This is a genomic window from Streptomyces sp. NPDC048353 (genome assembly GCF_055587165.1).
In genome coordinates, this window is sequence record NZ_JBVJGU010000002.1 from 807,702 (window position 1) to 823,960 (window position 16,259).

Consider the following 16,259-nt stretch of genomic DNA (forward strand, 5'->3'; position numbering starts at 1 on the left):
CGGGGCCGACCGTCCGTCGGCCCCGCCCCGGTGCCTTACGCAGTGGCTGGGGGGCCCTTCCACGACATCCGTGTACCCATCGGGACACGGATGCCGAGGGAGGGCCCGTCCGGCTGCGGCTGTCACATCTCAACGGAGGCATGATGGGGCGCTATGTCGCACGACGACTGCTCCAGATGATCCCGGTCTTCTTCGGGACAACCCTGCTGATCTTCCTGATGGTCTACAGCCTGCCCGGCGACCCCGTGGCGGGTCTGTTCGGTGACAAGGGCGTGGATCCGGCGACCCTTGCCAAGATCAGACACGACCTGGGCCTCGATCAGCCCATTCTGGTCCAGTACGGCAACTACATGTGGGACATCATCTGGAACCAGGACTTCGGTACCCAGATCCGCAACGGACGACCGGTCACGGAAGTTCTCGGCGACGCGTTCCCCGTCACCCTGCAACTGGCGGCTCTGGCCTTCGCATTCGAGCTGACCTTCGGTATCGCGCTCGGCGTCATCGCCGGCCTGAAGGCCGGCCGTCTGGCCGACAACGCGGTCCTGATCCTCACCCTGCTGATCATCTCGATCCCGGTCTTCGTCCTCGGCTTCATCATCAAGATGGTGTTCGCCTTCGAGCTGGGCTGGATGGAGCCGAACGTCAGCAACGACCAGAAGTGGTCCGAGCTGATCGCGCCGGCCATCGTGCTCGGTGGTCTCTCCCTCGCGTACGTCGCGCGCCTGACGCGTACGTCGATGGCGGAGAACCTGCGCGCCGACTACATGCGCACGGCCGTCGCCAAGGGCCTGCCCAGGCGCCGGGTCATCGGTGTCCACCTCATGCGCAACTCGATGATCCCCGTCGTCACCTTCCTGGGCACCGACATCGGCGCCCTGATGGGCGGCGCGGTCGTCACCGAGGGCATCTTCAACGTCAAGGGCGTCGGCGGTCTCATCTACGAGTCGATCACCCGGCGCGAGGGCTCCACCCTGGTGGGCCTCGTCACCATCCTGGTGATCGTCTACCTCGCCACCAGCCTGCTCATCGACCTGCTGTACGCGGTCCTGGACCCGAGGATCCGTTATGCCTGACGTGACCAAGACCGTCGCCGCCGTCGAGGACGCCATCGCGCCGCCGTCCGCGGCGGAGCCGGCCCCGAAGGCGAAGGCGGACAAGGCGCGCTCCCTGTGGGGCGACGCCTGGGCGGACCTGCGCCGCAACCCGTACTTCCTCGTGTCGTCGGTGCTGATCTTCTTCCTGCTGCTGATCGCCGCCTGGCCGACCCTGTTCACCAGCGCCTCGCCCACCGCGGGCGACCTCGTGAACCACTACGTCGGGAAGCCGGAGCTGAGCAAGATCGGCTCCGAGGGCTGGTTCGGCTACGACATCCAGGGCCGCTCCGTCTACGCCCGCCTGATCCACGGCACCCGTGCCTCGGTCATCGTCGGCATCTGCGTCACCCTGATCGTCACCATCATCGGCAGCGTGATGGGCATGATCGCCGGCTACTTCGGCGGCATCACGGACGCGATCCTGTCCCGGGTCACCGACATCTTCTTCGGCATCCCGTTCCTGCTCGGCGCCATGGTCGTCCTGCAGTCCTTCACCGAGCGCACGATCTGGGTGGTCGTCTTCGCCCTGGCGTTCCTCGGGTGGACCCAGATCACCCGCGTCATGCGCGGTGCCGTGATCACGGTCAAGCAGGCGGACTACGTCCACGCTGCCAAGGCGCTCGGCGCCGGCACCGGCCGCATCCTGTTCCGGCACATCCTGCCGAACGCGATGGCCCCGGTGATCGTCGTCGCGACCATCGCCCTCGGCGGCTACATCTCGGCCGAGGCGACCCTGTCGTACCTCGGCCTGGGACTGTCCTCGCCCATCGTCTCGTGGGGTGTCGACATCTCCGCCGGTGTCCAGCAGATCCGTACGGCGCAGCACATCCTGCTGTACCCGTCGATCATGCTGAGCATCACCGTTCTGGCGTTCATCATGCTCGGCGAAGCCGTCCGCAACGCCCTCGACCCCAAGCTGCGCTGAGGAGGGCGTAAAACGTGACCACCATCGACAAGACGGCGACCGTTCCCGCGCCGCGAGACGGCGACGACCACAACGGGCCCCTGCTCGAAGTCCGTGACCTGCACGTGGAGTTCCACACCCGCGACGGTGTGGCCAAGGCGGTCAACGGTGTCAACTACTCCGTGAACGCGGGCGAGACGCTCGCCGTGCTCGGCGAGTCCGGCTCCGGCAAGTCCGTCACCGCGCAGGCCATCATGGGCATCCTCGACATGCCGCCCGGCAAGATCCCGCGGGGCGAGATCCTGTTCCGCGGCGAGGACATGCTGAAGATGTCCTACGAGGAGCGCCGGCAGATCCGCGGCCGGAAGATCGCCATGATCTTCCAGGACGCCCTGTCCTCCCTCAACCCGGTCCTCAACGTCGGCTACCAGCTCGGCGAGATGTTCCGGGTGCACCACGGCCTCTCCAAGAAGGAGGCCAAGGCCAAGGCCATCGAGCTGATGGACCGGGTCAAGATCCCCGCCGCCGCGGCGCGGGTGAACGACTACCCCCACCAGTTCTCCGGCGGTATGCGCCAGCGCATCATGATCGCCATGGCGCTCGCCCTGGAGCCCGACCTGATCATCGCGGACGAGCCCACCACGGCGCTCGACGTGACCGTCCAGGCCCAGGTCATGGACCTCCTCGCGGAGCTCCAGCAGGAATACAACATGGGCCTGATCCTGATCACCCACGACCTCGGCGTCGTCGCCGACGTCGCGGACAAGATCGCGGTCATGTACGCGGGCCGGATCGTCGAGACCGCCCCGGTCCACGAGCTGTACAAGCGCCCGGCCCACCCCTACACCCGCGGCCTGCTGGACTCGATCCCGCGCCTGGACCAGAAGGGCCAGGAGCTCTACGCGATCAAGGGCCTGCCGCCCAACCTGCTCCGCGTGCCCGCCGGCTGCGCCTTCAACCCGCGCTGCCCCAAGGCCGAAGACATCTGCCGCACCGAGATCCCGGCGCTCGCGCCGGTGTCCGAGCGGGACGGCACGGAGCTGCCCGGCCGTGGCAGCGCCTGCCACTTCTGGAAGGAGACGATCCATGGCTGAGCTCGGCAAGAAGGACGACGCCGTGGACGCGACCCCGAACGTCACCGAGGTGGAGACGGTCGACGCGGCCACCGAGGCGGAGGCCGTAGCCGCCATCGAGGCTCCGGTCGAGCGCGGGGAGCCGATCCTCCAGGTGCGCAACCTGGTCAAGCACTTCCCGCTGACCCAGGGCATCCTGTTCAAGAAGCAGGTCGGCGCGGTCAAGGCCGTGGACGGGGTCTCCTTCGACCTCTACCAGGGCGAGACCCTCGGCATCGTCGGCGAGTCCGGCTGTGGCAAGTCCACCGTCGCCAAGCTGCTGATGAACCTGGAGCGCGCCACCGCGGGCGAGGTCTTCTACAAGGGCCAGGACATCACCCGGCTGTCCGGCCGCGCGCTGAAGGCCGTCCGCCGGAACATCCAGATGGTGTTCCAGGACCCGTACACCTCGCTCAACCCGCGCATGACCGTCGGTGACATCATCGGCGAGCCCTTCGACATCCACCCCGAGGTGGCCCCGAAGGGCGACCGGCGCCGCAAGGTGCAGGAGCTGCTCGATGTGGTCGGTCTGAACCCCGAGTACATCAACCGCTACCCGCACCAGTTCTCCGGCGGCCAGCGCCAGCGCATCGGCATCGCCCGCGGCCTCGCGCTCAACCCGGAGATCATCATCTGCGACGAGCCGGTCTCGGCCCTGGACGTCTCCGTCCAGGCGCAGGTCATCAACCTGATGGAGAAGCTGCAGGACGAGTTCAACCTCTCCTACGTCTTCATCGCGCACGACCTGTCGATCGTCCGGCACATCTCCGACCGGGTCGGCGTGATGTACCTCGGCAAGATGGCCGAGATCGGTACGGACACGCAGATCTACGACCACCCGACGCACCCCTACACCCAGGCGCTGCTGTCGGCGGTCCCCGTCCCGGACCCGGAGGCCCGCGCGCACCGCGAGCGGATCATCCTCACCGGCGACGTCCCCTCGCCGGCCAACCCGCCGTCGGGCTGCCGCTTCCGCACCCGCTGCTGGAAGGCGGAGGAGAAGTGCTCCGTCGAGGTGCCGGTCCTGGCGATCCCGGAGCGCTTCCAGGGTCAGGACACCCCGGCCGCGCACGAGTCGGCGTGCCACTTCGCCGAGGAGAAGGCCGTCCTGGTCAGCTGAGCCAGGTGGCCTGACCCGATCGGGTGACAGCGAGCCCCCGGTGCCCTTCGCGGCGCCGGGGGCTCGCCGTATGCGTACGGACGCGATAGACGTGCATAGGGGCGCAAAGGGGGTGATATTGGGGCCTACGTGAGATCCAGGACACTCAGGAGGCACCTCATGCGCGGAGCCACGCACGCCAAGTGGGCCGCTCTGGCCGCGGCCGTCGCCCTCACGGCCACGGCCTGTGGCGGCGGGAGCGACAGCGGCGGGAGTGGCGCCGACGGCATCGTGAGCTCCTCGTGGGGCGATCCGCAGAACCCCCTGGAGCCCGCCAACACCAACGAGGTGCAGGGCGGCAAGGTCCTCAACATGATCTTCCGCGGGCTGAAGAAGTACGACCCGAAGACCGGCGAGGCCACCGACATGCTGGCCCAGAAGATCGAGACGACCGACTCGGTCAACTTCACCGTCACCCTCAAGGACGGCTGGACCTTCTCCAACGGCGAGAAGGTCACCGCCGCGTCCTTCGTCGACGCCTGGAACTACGGCGCCCATCTGAAGAACAACCAGAAGAACGCCTACTTCTTCGGCTACATCGAGGGCTACGCCCAGGTCCACCCGGAGAAGGGCCGGCCGACGGCCGAGACCATGTCGGGCCTGAAGGTGGTCGACGACAAGACCTTCACGGTCAAGCTCAGCCAGAAGTTCTCCACCTTCCCCGAGACCCTCGGCTACGTCGCCTTCGCCCCGCTGCCCAAGGCGTTCTACGACGACCACGCCGCCTGGCTGTCCAAGCCCGTCGGCAACGGCCCGTACACCGTCGGCTCGTACTCCAAGGGCTCGCAGATGGAGCTGAAGCGCTGGGACGCCTACCCCGGCGCCGACAAGGCGCAGAACGGCGGAGTGACCCTCAAGGTCTACACCGACAACAACACCGCCTACACCGACCTGACGGCCGGGAACCTCGACCTCGTCGACGACGTCCCCGCCTCCCAGCTCAAGAACGTCCAGGCCGACCTGGGCGACCGTTACATCAACGTCCCCGCCGGCATCATCCAGACGCTCTCCATCCCGTTCTACGACCCCGCCTGGAACAAGCCCGGCCAGGAGAAGCTCCGGCAGGGCATCTCCCGGGCCATCAACCGGCAGCAGATCACCGACACGATCTTCCAGAAGACCCGCACCCCGGCCGTCGACTGGACCTCCCCGGTCCTCGGCGAGGAGGGCGGCTTCAAGGACGTCTGCGGCGACCTGTGCGTGTACGACGCGGCCGCGGCGAAGAAGCTGGTCGCCGAGGGCGGCGGCATCCCCGGCGGCACGATGAAGGTCTCGTACAACGCCGACACCGGCTCCCACAAGGAGTGGGTGGACGCCCTCTGCAATTCCGTCAACAACGCCCTCGGCAACAACCGGGCCTGCGTCGGCAACCCCGTCGGCACCTTCGCCGACTACCGCAACCAGGTCACCACCCAGAAGCTCAACGGCCCCTTCCGGGCCGGCTGGCAGATGGACTACCCCCTCATCCAGAACTTCCTCCAGCCGATGTACTACACCAACGCCTCCTCCAACGACGGCAAGTACACGAGCCCGGAGTTCGACAAGCTCGTCGACCAGGCCAACGCCGAGTCCGACACCGCGAAGGCCGTCCAGCTGTTCCAGCAGGCCGAGGAAGTCCTCCGCGACGACATGGGCGCCATCCCGCTCTGGTACCAGAACGGCAGCGCCGGCTACTCGGAGCGGATCTCGAACGTCGCGCTCGACCCGTTCAGCGTGCCCGTCTACAACGAGATCAAGGTCAACTGACGCAAGGGCAGCGGCGTACGGCCCGGCGGCACCCCCACGCCGGGCCGTACGCCTTCCCCCCACCCCCCGGAGCCTCCCATGGGTCGTTATGTGATCCGGCGTCTGCTGCAGATGATCCCGGTCTTCTTCGGCGCCACCCTGCTGATCTTCCTGATGGTCAACGTGATGGGCGACCCCATCGCCGGACTCTGCGGCGACCGCGCCTGCGACCCGGCCACCGCCGCCCAGCTACGGGCCGAGTTCGGCCTCGACAAGCCGGTCTGGCAGCAATACCTGACCTACATGGGCAACGTCTTCACCGGCGACTTCGGCACCGCCTTCAACGGCCAGCCGGTCACCGAGCTGATGGCCAACGCCTTCCCGGTCACCATCCGGCTCACCCTCGTCGCCATCGTCTTCGAGATCGTCATCGGCATCACCCTCGGCGTCGTCACCGGCCTGCGCCGCGGCCGCCCCGTCGACACCGGCGTGCTGCTGCTGACCCTCGTCGTCATCTCCGTGCCGACCTTCGTCACCGGCCTCCTGCTCCAGCTCCTCCTCGGCGTCGAATGGGGCTGGATCAAGCCGGCCGTCTCGCCCGAGGCCCCGCTCGACGAGCTCATCGTCCCCGGCCTCGTCCTCGCCTCCGTCTCGCTCGCCTACGTCACCCGGCTCACCCGGACCTCGATCGCCGAGAACAAGCGCGCCGACTACGTCCGCACCGCCGTCGCCAAGGGCCTGCCGCGCCGCCGGGTCGTCACCCGCCACCTGCTGCGCAACTCGCTCATCCCCGTGGTCACCTTCATCGGCACCGACGTCGGCGCCCTGATGGGGGGAGCCATCGTCACCGAACGGATCTTCAACATCCACGGCGTCGGCTACCAGCTCTACCAAGGCATCGTCCGTCAGAACACCCAGACCGTCGTCGGCTTCGTGACCGTCCTCGTCCTCGTCTTCCTGGTGGCCAACCTGCTCGTCGACCTCCTCTACGCCGTCCTTGACCCGAGGATCCGCTATGCCTGAACGCCACGAGCCGTACGACGACGGACGCGCGATCGCCCACACCGGCGCCGGCGGCGGGACCGACCTCGCCATGGACGAGGGCGAGACCCTCGAGAAGACCCCCGGAGGCCCCCAGGGCACCGGCCCCGCCGACCGGCCGCGCTCGCTGTGGTCCGACGCCTGGCACGACCTGCGCCGCAACCCCGTCTTCCTCGTCTCCGCCCTCGTCATCCTCTTCCTGGTCGTCATCTCCGTCTGGCCCTCGCTCATCGCCTCCGGGGACCCCCTCGACTGCGATCTCGCCAAGGCCCAGGAAGGCTCCCAGCCCGGGCACCCCTTCGGCTTCAACGGCCAGGGCTGCGACGTCTACACCCGTACCGTGTACGGCGCCCGGACCTCCGTCGCCGTCGGCGTCCTCGCCACCCTCGGCGTCGCCGTCCTCGGCTCCGTCCTCGGCGGTCTCGCCGGCTTCTTCGGCGGCTTCTGGGACGCGATCCTCTCCCGCCTCACCGACATCTTCTTCGCCATCCCCGTCATCCTCGGCGGCCTCGTCCTGCTGTCGGTCGTCACCAGCAACACCATCTGGCCCGTCATCGGCTTCATGGTGCTCCTCGGCTGGCCCCAGCTCTCCCGGATCGCCCGCGGCTCCGTGATCACGGCCAAGCAGAACGACTACGTCCAGGCCGCCCGCGCCCTCGGCGCCTCACACTCCCGCATGCTGCTCCGCCACATCGCGCCCAACGCCCTCGCGCCGGTCATCGTCGTCGCGACCATCGCCCTCGGTACGTACATCTCGCTGGAGGCGACCCTGTCCTTCCTCGGCGTCGGCCTCAAACCCCCGACCGTCTCCTGGGGCATCGACATCTCCTCCGCCTCCCAGTACATCCGCAACGCCCCGCACATGCTGCTCTGGCCGGCGGGCGCGCTGGCCGTCACCGTGCTGGCGTTCATCATGCTCGGCGACGCGGTGCGCGACGCCCTCGACCCCAAGCTGAGGTAGGCGCCCATGCTGCTCGAAGTCCGTGACCTGCACGTGGAGTTCCACACCCGGGACGGGGTGGCCAAGGCGGTCAACGGCGTCGACTACTCCGTCGACGAGGGCGAGACGCTCGCCGTGCTCGGCGAATCCGGTTCCGGCAAGTCCGTCACCGCCCAGGCCGTCATGGGCATCCTCGACGTCCCGCCGGGCAGGATCACCCGGGGCGAGATCCTCTTCCAGGGCCAGGACCTGCTCACGCTCAAGGAAGAGGAGCGGCGGAAGATCCGCGGCGCCAAGATGGCGATGATCTTCCAGGACGCCCTCTCCTCGCTCAACCCCGTGATCAGCGTCGGCGACCAGCTCGGGGAGATGTTCCAGGTCCACCGCGGCATGTCCAGGAAGGACTCCCGCGCCAAGGCCGTCGAGCTCATGGACCGGGTCCGCATCCCGGCCGCGAAGGAACGCGTCGGCCAGTACCCGCACCAGTTCTCCGGCGGCATGCGCCAACGCATCATGATCGCCATGGCGCTCGCCCTCGAACCCGAGCTGATCATCGCCGACGAGCCGACCACCGCCCTCGACGTCACCGTCCAGGCCCAGGTCATGGACCTGCTCGCCGAGCTCCAGCGCGAACTCCACATGGGCCTCATCCTCATCACCCACGACCTGGGCGTCGTCGCCGACGTCGCCGACAAGATCGCCGTCATGTACGCGGGCCGGATCGTCGAACACGCCCCCGTCCACGAGATCTACAAGTCGGCCGCCCACCCCTACACCAAGGGGCTCCTGGAATCGATCCCGCGCCTGGACCAGAAGGGCTCGGAGCTCTTCGCCATCAAGGGCCTGCCGCCCAACCTGCTCGCCATCCCGCCCGGCTGCGCCTTCAACCCCCGCTGCCCGCTGGCCCGCGACCGGTGCCGCACCGACGTCCCCCCGCTCTACGAGGTGACCGAGTCGCCGGTCCCGCGCGCGAGCGCCTGCCACTACTGGAAGGAATGCCTCCATGGCTGAGGTGCGGGACGAACCGATCCTCCGCGTCCGGGACCTGTACAAGCACTACCCGCTCACCCAGGGCGTCCTGATCAAGAAGCAGATCGGCGCCGTCAAGGCCGTCGACGGGGTCTCCTTCGACCTCCGGGCCGGCGAGACCCTCGGCATCGTCGGCGAGTCCGGCTGCGGCAAGTCCACCGTGGCGAAGATGCTGGTCAACCTGGAACGCCCGACGTCCGGCTCGATCCTCTACAAGGGCGAGGACATCACCACGATGTCCGCGAAGGCCCTGCGCGCGGTCCGCCGCAACATCCAGATGGTCTTCCAGGACCCGTACACCTCGCTCAACCCCCGCATGACCGTCGGCGACATCATCGGCGAGCCGTACGAGATCCACCCCGAGGTCGCCCCCAAGGGCTCGCGGCGCAAGAAGGTCCAGGACCTCCTCGACGTCGTGGGCCTCAACCCCGAGTACATCAACCGCTATCCGCACCAGTTCTCCGGCGGCCAGCGGCAGCGGATCGGGATCGCCCGCGGCCTCGCGCTCCAGCCGGAGATCATCGTCGCCGACGAACCCGTCTCGGCGCTCGACGTCTCCGTGCAGGCCCAGGTCGTCAACCTCCTGGAACGCCTCCAGGCGGAGTTCTCCCTGTCGTACGTCTTCATCGCCCACGACCTGTCGATCGTGCGGCACATCTCCGACCGGGTCGGCGTGATGTACCTCGGCCGGATCGTCGAGATCGGCACCGACGCCGAGATCTACGACCACCCCACCCACCCTTACACCCAGGCGCTGCTCTCCGCCGTCCCCGTGCCGGACCCCGAGGCCCGTGCCCACCGCGAGCGGATCATCCTCACCGGTGACGTGCCCTCCCCGGCGAACATCCCCTCCGGCTGCCGCTTCCGCACCCGCTGCTGGAAGGCGCGGGAGCGCTGCGCCCTGGAGGTCCCGGAGCTGGCGGTGCCGGCCGTCTTCCGCCTGACGGAGAGCCCGGCGCGGCACGACTCCGCCTGCCACTTCGCGGAGGAGAAGCACGTGGTGCCGACGGACGACGAACGGGCCTGAACCCGGCGGTCAGGCGGCGGGATCACTCCCGTTCGTCGGGCCGGATGCCCAGCGACCGCCGGAGGAAGTCGACCTGGAGCAGCAGCAGGTTCTCCGCCACCTGTTCCTGCGGGGTCATATGGGTCACCCCCGTCAACGGCAGCACCTCGTGGGGCCGCCCCGCCGCCAGCAGCGCTGACGAAAGCCGCAGGGTGTGGGCCACCACCACATTGTCATCCGCCAGGCCGTGGACGATCATCAGCGGCCGGGCCGGGTTCTCCAGCCCGGACAGGCCCTCGTCGGTGAGGAGCGAGTTCGCCGCGTACACCTCCGGAGCCTCCTGGGGGAGCCCCAGGTACCGCTCGGTGTAGTGGGTGTCGTACAGCCGCCAGTCCGTCACCGGCGCCCCCGCGATCCCCGCGTGGAAGACGTCGGGCCGCCGCAGCACCCCCATCGCGGCGAGGTACCCGCCGTACGACCAGCCCCGGATCGCCACCCGGCCCAGATCCAGCGGGTGATCCCCCGCCAGCGCGTGCAGCGCCTCGACCTGGTCGTCCAGAGCCAGCGTGAGCCGGTTCCCGATCGCCTTCTCCCAGGCGGGGGACCGGCCCGGGGTGCCCCGCCCGTCGGCCACCACCACCGCGAACCCCTGGTCGGCGAACCACTGCGACGTCAGATGCGGCTGGTGCGCGGCCACCGCCCGCTGGGCGTGCGGACCGCCGTACGGATCCATCAGCACGGGGAGTAGTCCGTCACCTTCGCGGTACCCCTCGGGGAGCAGGACGGCGCACGGAATCCGCCGTGCGCCCCCCGTCGTGAGACGGACCCGCGCGGCCAGCACCGGCGTCTCGGCGTACGAGGCGACCACCGCCACCTCCACGCCGTCCCGCAGCACCCGCACCACGGTCCCCGGAGCGTCCGGACGGGCCGAGGCCAGCACCGTCACCGGGCCGCCGCGCACCGCCGAATGCACTCCCGTACCCCGGGAGAGCCGTTCCACACCCCGCTCGCCCACCCGGTACACGTGCAGCTCGCCGGTCTCAGGATCCGCCGCCGCCTCCCCGGCCGACGCGGCGACCAGCACGTCGTCCACGCCGATGTCCAGGACCGCCCGGACGTGCAGCTCCGCCCCTGTCAGCGCCCGGTCCCCGGCCATGAGCACCCGCGCCCCGTCCGGGCCGGGACGGTCCTCGACGCGCACGAGCCGCCCGTCCGGCGACCAGGCCGGCACCCCCTGCAGCAGCTCCAGCCAGTCCGGATCCTCCTCGGCGTGCACCGTCCGCGTCGCCCCGGTCGCGGGATCCACCGCCAGATGGAGCTGGGAGCGCTGGTCACGCGCCTGCACCAGCAGCAACGGCGGCCCGTCCGACGACCAGTGCACCCGGGCCAGATACGGGAACCGCTCCCGGTCCCACACGACCTCCGTCCGCTCGCCGGCCAGATCCACGACGTACAGCCGGACCTCCGCGTTCGGCGTCCCCGCCGCCGGGTACGCCACCTCCTGCGGCTCCCGGTCCGGATGCGCCGGATCCGCGATCCAGGACCTGCGCACCGGCCCCTCGTCCACCCGCGCCACCAGCAGCCGGTCCGACTCCGGCGACCACCAGAAGCCCCGGCCGCGCCCCATCTCCTCGGCCGCCACGAACTCCGCCAGACCGTACGACGTCCGCGCGTCCTCCGGCTCGGCGAGCGGCCGGTCCCCCTCCCCGTCCGCGCCCGTCACCCGCAGGGCGCCCCGCGCCACGTACGCGACGAGCCGCCCGTCCGGCGAGGGCCGCGGATCGAGCACCGGACCCGGGACCGGCAGTTCCCGCGCCGTCCCCGCCCTCAGCTCCGAGGCGAACAGCCGCCCCGACAGCGGGAAGGCGGCCAACTCCACGGCCGCGTCCACCGCGTAGGAGACGATCCCGCCCGAGCCCTCGCGGGCGCGCTCCCGCCGTGCCCGCTCCTCGGCCGACAACTCCTCGGCCAGGCCGCCCAGCAACGTCTCCGGATCGGCCGTGACCCGCTCCCGGGCCCCGCCCGCCGCCCCGTCGAGGTCCAGCACCCAGAGCGCGTGCGAGCGTTCGGTGCCGGAGGCGGAGCGGACGAACACCACCCGCCCGCCGTCCGGCGAGACCGTGAAGGCGCGCGGAGCCCCCAGGGAGAAGCGCTGGGTCCGGGCGTACTGACGGGGAAACGAGAGGGGATACGACTGGTGCCGCGGCGAGGTCATGCGATCGAACCTAGCGCTGTGCGCCCCCCTGTGCCTCCGTACACCATGGATACGAAGCCACACATAGTTATGATCCGTAGCGCTAGGTGGGTAGAGGACTCCTGGCACATGCTCGCTGACCTGACCGTCCGAATATCCGACCGAAGAAGTGTGGAGGTGAACCGCCGTGGCACTCTCGATTTCGGCGGTGGTGCTGCTGGCGATCGTCGTCTTCCTGCTGATCCGGAAATCCGGACTCAAGGCGGGACATGCGGCGGTCTGCGCGCTCCTCGGTTTCTACCTGGCGAGCTCCTCCATCGCCCCGTCCATCAGCACCCTGACCACGAACGTCGCCGGCATGATCGGCGGCCTCAAGTTCTGAGCCTCGTGCTGGTCACCGGCCCCGCCTCGTAGGGTGGGGCCATGACGGATCTCCCAGCCCGTCGTCTGCTCCTGGTGCACGCGCACCCCGACGACGAGTCGATCAACAACGGCGCCACCATGGCCAGGTACGCGGCGGAGGGCGCGCTGGTCACCCTGGTGACCTGCACCCTCGGCGAGGAGGGCGAGGTCATCCCGCCCGGACTCGCCCATCTCGCCCCCGACCGGGAGGACCGCCTCGGCGACCACCGCGTCGGCGAACTGGCCGCCGCCATGAAGGAGCTGGGCGTCACCGACCACCGCTTCCTCGGCGGCCCCGGCCGGTTCCGCGACTCCGGAATGATGGGCGTGGAGCAGAACCGCCGTGCGGGCGCCTTCTGGAACACGGCCGTGGACGACGCCGCCCCGTACCTCGTGGAGGTGATCCGCGAGACCCGCCCGCAGGTCCTCGTCACCTACGACCCCGACGGCGGATACGGCCACCCCGACCACATCCAGGCCCACCGCGTCGCCATGCGCGCCGCCGAACTGGCCGCCGACACCGGCTACCGCCCCGACCTCGGCCCCGCGCACACCCTCGCGAAGATCTACTGGAACCGCGTGCCCCGGCCGGCCGCCGAAGCCGGCTTCGCCCGGCTGCGGGCGGAGGGAGCGGCCTTCCCCGGCATCGCGGACATCGGTGACGTCCCGGGCGTGGTCGACGAGTCGCTCATCACCGCCCGGATCGACGGGGATCCCGTCTGGGCCGCCCGCAAAATCGCCGCGATGCGTGCCCATGTCACACAAATCGCCGTGGACGGGCCCTTCTTCGCCCTCTCCAACAACCTCGGTCAGCCGATCCTCACCACGGAGTACTACCAGTTGGTGGCGGGGACGTCCGGCGCCCCCGAGGGCGTGCGCGAGGACGACCTCTTCGCCGGAGTGAGCGCGTGAACGACCGCATGAACGTACGAGTGGTCTGGTACGTACTCCTCTTCGTCCTCGGCGCGGTGGTCGCCGCGGCGGGCGCGCTCGTCCAGAACGCGTGGTTTCCGGGCGGTCTGCTCGCCGGGCTGCTCGGCGTCGCGGGCCTCTTCTACGGCGGGCTGCGCGCCACCGACCGTCAGCTCGGGGTGGTCGCCCCGGCGGCCGGCTGGCTGGCCGCCGTCGTGCTGCTGAGCCTCGGACGGCCGGAGGGCGACGGCCTCTTCGCGGGAGGCTTCGCCGAGATGCTCTACCTGCTGGGAGGCATGGCCATCGCTGTGATGTGCGCCACGGTGGGGCGGCTGCCGCGACCGGCCCCGTGAACAGGCCGACTTGAGCGGAGGGTGCCCGGACTTCGGCCGGAATGACCGTAGCTCGGCGCCAGGCCGTCCGCTATGTGCCGGCGGCGGACAGTATGGTGGTGCGCGCCGCCGAACCGCCCGGGTATACGAGCATCAGCAAGAGCGGGCGGCGGAGCCAACCGGGAGATCCTGCTTTGAGTCGTGAAACTGGTCGAGAGACTGACAGTTCCTCCTCCGGCGCCCAGGGGCGCGGTGGAGCCGCGTACCCCTCGGGTACACCGCCGTACGGATCCCGTCAGTATCCGTCGCTCCATCCGACGCAGGACGCGGCGGAGGAGAGTCCCGCGGCGCCCGTGCGGCCGCAGCCCGAGGAGCCCAAGACCGAGACGACGCTGACGACCCGGATCAGAATCAACATTCCGGGTTCGCGTCCGATCCCGCCCGTGGTGGTCCGCAAGACCGTCGGGGACTCGGCCTCGGACACCGCCCCCTCGGACCCGTCCGGGGACGGCGGCGGGAAGGCCGCGGCGTCCCGCACCCCCGCTCCGGCGCCCGCCCCGCCCGCCGAGCCGGAGCCCGCTCCGGCGCCGGCCGAGCCCGCGAAGGCGGAGGAGAGGCCGACCAGCGACTGGTTCGCCCCGCGCAAGTCCGCGGCGCCCGCGGCGCCGTCGTCACCCGCCGGGCCCGCGGGCCCCGGGGCCCCGGCGCCGGGCGGCCCGAACGGCCCGCGGACCCCCGCCTCCGGGACGCCCGGACCGTCGGGGAAGCCGGGCGGCCCGCGCGGTTCCGGTTTCGCCGGTCCCGCCACCGGGGGCATCCCGACGGTCGGCGGCTCCTCGATGGCGGCCACCCCGCCGGGCGGCACGCCGATGTACCTCGCCACCCCGCCCCTCGACGAGAGCGGCGGCTACGGCGGCGAGGCCCCGCAGCCCCCCACCGGTCCGACGACCGGCCCCATGACCGGCCCGATGTCCGGCCCGGGCGCGGGCCCGTCGGCAGGCCCCGTGCCGGACCACGGCGCGAGGGGCGCGGACCCGTACGCCGGGAACCCCCTGGCCCCGCCCGTCCCGCACCCGTTCGCCGAAGGCCCGCACGCGGGGAACCCGCTCGCCGCGGACCCGCACACCGGGACCCCGCACCCCTTCGCGGCCGGCCCGCACGGCGACCCCGCGTTCCCCTGCGCACCGCGCATGTCCGACGACACGGCGGTCCTCACCCCGCAGGGCCCCGGCTCGGGCGCCCCGGCCGACGGCGGCCACGTCTCGGGCGACACGCTCACGAGCGGCATCCCGGTCGTCCCCTCGGGCCCCGACCCGGCCCGGCGGGGCCCCGAGGGCTTCTCTGCCCCCGAGGTCGCCTCCTCCGGCAGGCCGGCGGCCCCGGCCCCGGCGCGCGAGCCCGCCCGCCCGTCCTCCGCGACCCGGCCCGCCCCCGCCCCGGTGAAGAAGGGCCGCTCCAAGCTGCCCCTCCTCGCCTTCGGCGTCGTCGGTCTCGCCGGTGTCGCCTACGGCGCCGGTCTGCTCCTCAACCACTCCGACGTCCCCAAGGGCACCACCGTCCTCGGCGTGGACATCGGCGGCGGTACGCGCGAGGAGGCCGTCAACAAGCTGGAGGCGGCCCTCGGCCAGCGCGCCGCCGCCCCCCTCCAGCTCAGCGTCGACGGCAAGAAGGTCGAGCTGGCCCCGGACAAGGCGGGCCTCTCACTCGACAGCCAGGAGACCGTCCGGGGCGCCGCGGGCAGCGACTACAACCCCGTCTCCGTCATCAGCACCCTCTTCGGCGGCGAGCGCGTCGCCGAGCCGGTGCTCCCGGTCGACGAGGAGAAGCTGAGCGTCGCCCTCAAGGACGTGGCCGGCGCCTCCGGTTCGGCGACCGAGGGCACGATCGTCTTCGCCCCCGGCAAGGTCACCGCCGTCGAGGGCAAGCCCGGCAAGGGCGTGGACGTCGCGCGTTCCATGATCTCGGTGAAGGACGCGTACCGCGCCCAGGTCCAGACGGGCCGGCCGAACACCGTCGAGCTGCCCGTCACGACCCGCCAGCCCACGATCACCCGGGCCGAGCTGGACCGGGCGATGAACGCCTTCGCCAAGCCCGCCATGTCCGGCCTGATCACGATCAAGGCGGGCTCGAAGAGCATCCAGTTCGGCCCGGCGAAGTCCCTGCCGAAGATCCTCTCCATGAAGCCGGTCGACGGCCGCCTGGTGGAGGTCTACGACAAGAACGCCATCGACCAGCTCCTCGACGGCGTCTTCGACGGCATCATGATCACCAAGGGGGACGGCAAGAAGCACCAGGTCTCCGCCGACGACGTCGCCTTCGCGATGCGCGACGCCCTGGTGGGCAAGACGCAGGCCGAACGCACCAAGGTCATCGACCTGGACGGGCAGGGCTGACCGCCGCTCCCGA

The 16,259-nt window shown here is 70.5% G+C and carries 14 protein-coding genes; 13 read left to right on the forward strand and 1 reads right to left on the reverse strand.

Features of this window, described 5'->3' with window-relative positions; genetic code table 11:
- The first annotated feature begins 143 nt into the window (after positions 1 to 143).
- The 9 genes from ACZ6RC_RS09070 to ACZ6RC_RS09110 all read left to right on the forward strand — a co-directional run bounded on the left by ACZ6RC_RS09070 (position 144) and on the right by ACZ6RC_RS09110 (position 10,034).
- Entirely contained in the window at positions 144 to 1,076 is a 933-nt protein-coding gene (locus tag ACZ6RC_RS09070) for an ABC transporter permease (RefSeq protein ID WP_469580838.1), read from the forward strand.
- Entirely contained in the window at positions 1,069 to 2,022 is a 954-nt protein-coding gene (locus tag ACZ6RC_RS09075; protein WP_453613482.1) for an ABC transporter permease, read from the forward strand. The genes ACZ6RC_RS09070 and ACZ6RC_RS09075 overlap by 8 nt, the downstream gene beginning before the upstream one ends.
- A 14-nt stretch (positions 2,023 to 2,036) precedes the next feature.
- Positions 2,037 to 3,095: an ABC transporter ATP-binding protein gene (locus ACZ6RC_RS09080; protein ID WP_391139399.1), complete on the forward strand. Its 1,059-nt coding sequence runs from the start codon at positions 2,037 to 2,039 to the stop codon at positions 3,093 to 3,095.
- The gene (locus tag ACZ6RC_RS09085; RefSeq protein WP_391139398.1) at positions 3,088 to 4,233 is read left to right on the forward strand and encodes an ABC transporter ATP-binding protein; all 1,146 of its coding nucleotides are present in this window, start codon (positions 3,088 to 3,090) and stop codon (positions 4,231 to 4,233) included. The genes ACZ6RC_RS09080 and ACZ6RC_RS09085 overlap by 8 nt, the downstream gene beginning before the upstream one ends.
- A gap of 159 nt (positions 4,234 to 4,392) precedes the next feature.
- The gene (locus ACZ6RC_RS09090; RefSeq protein ID WP_391139397.1) at positions 4,393 to 6,018 is read left to right on the forward strand and encodes a peptide ABC transporter substrate-binding protein; all 1,626 of its coding nucleotides are present in this window, start codon (positions 4,393 to 4,395) and stop codon (positions 6,016 to 6,018) included.
- Positions 6,019 to 6,096: 78 nt separating this feature from the next.
- Positions 6,097 to 7,020, forward strand: a complete 924-nt coding sequence (locus tag ACZ6RC_RS09095) for an ABC transporter permease (RefSeq protein ID WP_391139396.1) — start codon at positions 6,097 to 6,099, stop codon at positions 7,018 to 7,020.
- Positions 7,013 to 7,999, forward strand: a complete 987-nt coding sequence (locus tag ACZ6RC_RS09100; protein WP_391139395.1) for an ABC transporter permease — start codon at positions 7,013 to 7,015, stop codon at positions 7,997 to 7,999. The genes ACZ6RC_RS09095 and ACZ6RC_RS09100 overlap by 8 nt, the downstream gene beginning before the upstream one ends.
- A 6-nt stretch (positions 8,000 to 8,005) precedes the next feature.
- On the forward strand, positions 8,006 to 8,989 hold the full coding sequence (locus tag ACZ6RC_RS09105) for an ABC transporter ATP-binding protein (RefSeq protein ID WP_391139394.1): 984 nt from the start codon (positions 8,006 to 8,008) through the stop codon (positions 8,987 to 8,989).
- Positions 8,982 to 10,034 (forward strand): ABC transporter ATP-binding protein, encoded by a 1,053-nt coding sequence (locus tag ACZ6RC_RS09110; protein ID WP_391139393.1) that lies wholly within the window; start codon positions 8,982 to 8,984, stop codon positions 10,032 to 10,034. The genes ACZ6RC_RS09105 and ACZ6RC_RS09110 overlap by 8 nt, the downstream gene beginning before the upstream one ends.
- A 22-nt stretch (positions 10,035 to 10,056) precedes the next feature.
- On the opposite strand, the gene ACZ6RC_RS09115 is transcribed toward ACZ6RC_RS09110, so the two are convergent.
- Entirely contained in the window at positions 10,057 to 12,228 is a 2,172-nt protein-coding gene (locus ACZ6RC_RS09115; RefSeq protein ID WP_469580295.1) for a S9 family peptidase, read from the reverse strand.
- 166 nt (positions 12,229 to 12,394) lie between these two features.
- Here ACZ6RC_RS09115 and ACZ6RC_RS09120 point away from each other — a divergent pair, with 166 nt between their 5' ends.
- The 4 genes from ACZ6RC_RS09120 (at position 12,395) to ACZ6RC_RS09135 (ending at position 16,246) form a co-directional block, all read left to right on the forward strand.
- Positions 12,395 to 12,589, forward strand: coding sequence for a hypothetical protein (locus tag ACZ6RC_RS09120; protein WP_137993529.1), 195 nt, complete (start codon positions 12,395 to 12,397; stop codon positions 12,587 to 12,589).
- Between the two features lie 41 nt (positions 12,590 to 12,630).
- Complete coding sequence (gene mshB, locus ACZ6RC_RS09125) at positions 12,631 to 13,521, forward strand: N-acetyl-1-D-myo-inositol-2-amino-2-deoxy-alpha-D-glucopyranoside deacetylase (protein ID WP_469580298.1); 891 nt, start codon at positions 12,631 to 12,633, stop codon at positions 13,519 to 13,521.
- An 8-nt stretch (positions 13,522 to 13,529) separates the two neighbouring features.
- The gene (locus ACZ6RC_RS09130; RefSeq protein WP_453613496.1) at positions 13,530 to 13,874 is read left to right on the forward strand and encodes a DUF6113 family protein; all 345 of its coding nucleotides are present in this window, start codon (positions 13,530 to 13,532) and stop codon (positions 13,872 to 13,874) included.
- A 173-nt stretch (positions 13,875 to 14,047) separates the two neighbouring features.
- The gene (locus ACZ6RC_RS09135) at positions 14,048 to 16,246 is read left to right on the forward strand and encodes a hypothetical protein (RefSeq protein ID WP_469580302.1); all 2,199 of its coding nucleotides are present in this window, start codon (positions 14,048 to 14,050) and stop codon (positions 16,244 to 16,246) included.
- Positions 16,247 to 16,259: the final 13 nt, after the last annotated feature.